The organism is Micromonospora gifhornensis (assembly GCF_016863515.1).
In the GTDB taxonomy this organism is placed as follows: domain Bacteria; phylum Actinomycetota; class Actinomycetes; order Mycobacteriales; family Micromonosporaceae; genus Micromonospora; species Micromonospora gifhornensis.
Map to the genome: position 1 here is coordinate 1 of NZ_BOPA01000090.1, position 2,617 is coordinate 2,617.

Annotated in this window: 2 protein-coding genes; one reads left to right on the plus strand and one right to left on the minus strand. The window is 68.1% G+C overall.

The genetic code is table 11. The features are described 5' to 3' along the window. Positions 1-22 precede the first annotated feature (22 nt). Positions 23-1,186: a cation:proton antiporter gene (locus tag Vgi01_RS30205; RefSeq protein WP_308441832.1), complete on the minus strand. Its 1,164-nt coding sequence runs from the start codon at positions 1,184-1,186 to the stop codon at positions 23-25. Positions 1,187-2,121: 935 nt separating this feature from the next. Here Vgi01_RS30205 and Vgi01_RS30210 point away from each other — a divergent pair. Next, on the plus strand, positions 2,122-2,617 hold a 496-nt coding region (locus Vgi01_RS30210), incomplete at its 3' end, for a YciE/YciF ferroxidase family protein (protein ID WP_203224639.1).

Here is a 2,617-nt window from a genome sequence, read left to right on the forward strand (position 1 = left end):
GACGTGTCGGACTCATCGGGTTTCAACTGGTGGTCAGGGAGCGCAAATCAAGGCGGTGGATAAGGCGGTCAGCGGCGTCGGGATCGATGATGTGGTGGTTGCGGGCGTCCACGACGGCCTCGCGGGCGGCGTGCAGCAGGTCGACCTCCAGGGCGCGGACGTGTTTGTGGTGCTGGATTCGCTGGGTGTCGCTGACGTCTTCGTCTTCGGGGAAGGTGTCGGCGAGGGCGGCGTAGAAGCTTTGGGCGGCCAGATCGGCGGTCTCGGTGTCGAGCTGGTGGCGTCGTTCGCGTAGTCGTGCTTCGGCGGCGTCGAGGGCGATCGTTGCGGCGTGCCGGTCGGCGGCGCTTTCAGCGGCCGGGTCGACGCGCAGGCGCAGCCAGGTGATCAGCCACGGCAGGCTGGTGCCCTGCACGATCAGGGTGACCAGCACGACGATGACGGCGACGAAGATGATCTGGTCGCGGCCGGGGAACGGGGTGTTGGCCGCGGTGAGGTGCGGCAGGGCGAGGGCGGTGGCGACCGTGACCACCCCACGCATGCCGGCCCAGGACAGCACCAGGCTGTCCCGCCAGGAGGCGGGCACCTGTTCGCCGGCGGGCCTGGGGCGGGCGCGGCGGCGGGTCAGCGCGGCGAGAGGGGCCAGCCACAGAACGCGCACGACGATGACGATGAGGCAGATCAGGGCGGCGTAGCCGACGAGCCGGCCGGCTTGGTGACCGACAGCACGGATGACGCTGGTGAGTTCGAGACCGACGAGCCCGAAGGTGGCGCAAATGACGAGCAGCTCGATGACACCCCAGAACGCGCGGCCTGTGACGCGGCTGGTGGCGTCGTCGGTGTAGGCGCGGGTGTGGCTGAGGTACAGCGCGGTGGCGAGCACGGCCAGCACGCCGGAGCTGTGCGCGGCCGCGGCGGGCACGTAGGCGGCGAACGGAGCGAGCAGGCTCAGCCCGGCGCGCGCGCTGGCGGTGGGTAGCCGATCGAGTAGCTGGCCGGTGATCCATCCGATGCCGAGGCCGGCGGCGAGCGCCAGGACCGTGGAGTAGGCGAGCCTGCCCAGGGTGGCGGGCAGGCTGAGCGAGCCGTGCACCGCCGAGTAGACGGTGACCTGGTACAGGGTCAACGCGGTGACGTCGTTGAACAGTCCTTCCCCTTCCAAGATTGTCACCAGGCGGCGGGGCAGCCATTGTCAGGGCTTCGACATACCAGAACTCGTGGCCTCGGAGGCCGTCGACATCGGCATCACCGGCTACGACGTATGCGTCGAATGCTGCCTCGCGAAGGGTGAGCCTCGCCATCCGCGCGTTGCCTCCGGCTCGACATCATTTGTCACCTACTGCACGACCGCCGGCGGAACGCCACACACCATCTACGCGGACGCCGGGCAGACGCTGATCGACCTGCCGTCGCTGCCTGTGCTGCCACTGCCGGGCTTCTGCCACGCAACGGGCGGGAGTGCGGGCGAGCCCACGCCTACGCCGCGCTGGCACGCCGGCTGCGCTGGACGGCACGCCTCCGCCTTCCCGGCCCGCTCCAGGGCCTCACCGCGGCGCTGCTCGGCGCCACCGCCGTCACCACCGCCGCGGGCGCCACCGCACACGCCAACCCCGCCACGGCCACGTCTAGGGTCTGCATCAAAGTCGGTCACAGACATTCGTTGATGGCGGCGATGTGAAGTGTGGCCTGATAGCGCACGGCGCGCTTGTCGAACCGGGTCGCGACTGCAGGTTGCGTTTGAGTCGGTTGATGCCGCATCCCACGGCATGGCGCTGTTTGTAGGCCTCTGGGTCGAAGGCGGGAAGGTCGGCAGCCCTTGGACCCCAGCTTGCGCCGGTTGGTCGGCCTTGGACGGGATGGCCGCAGCGATCCCGCGTCGGCGCAGGTGGTGGCGCCGCACCTCAACCCCCACTGATCTCGTAGAGGCTCCGTCTTCCGGCAGACCGGCCCAAGGTGGGCAGCCGTGACCGTCAGCGTGATCTTCCTGTCATCGCCCTGCCCAGAACCGGCGGTAGGCCAGGTGCCCCTCGTCAGCCTGACAGCCGCGGGCCCGGGAATTTTCCGCCTCCGAGCGGGTAGCCGGTCAACCGGCGCGGCGGTCAAGATGATCAGGAGGAGCCGATGGCACTGGAGACTTCGAAGGACCTGTTTCTCTACGAACTGGCCGAAGTGCGCGACGTGGAGAGAAGCGGCGGCCTTCTGCTCGGCATGCTGGTCGGTAAGCGGGTCCAGAACAGTGACCTGGAGCAGGTCCTGCATGCGCATGCACAGGACAGCAAACGGCAACTGGAGAATATCGATCGCTGCTTGCAGGCGCTCGGCGTCTCGCCGCTGGACACCCGATCCGCCACGGTTGAGGGAATTCGCGGTGGGTTCGAGGAATTCCTGATGGCGCAGCCCTCGCCCGAGGTGCAGGATCTGTTCGCAATCGATACCGCCATGCGATTCGTCCAGCTTGCGGTCGCCAGCTACAAGAGCCTGGTCAACTGGGCGGTGCTCATGGGTGAGAGTCGGTGTACGCAGAGCCTGCTGGCGAACCTTGTCGAGAAGGAAAAGAGCGCGGGCAAGCTCGAACGGATCGGCCACGAAATGGGCGAACGACTCCTCGTTGCCGCTT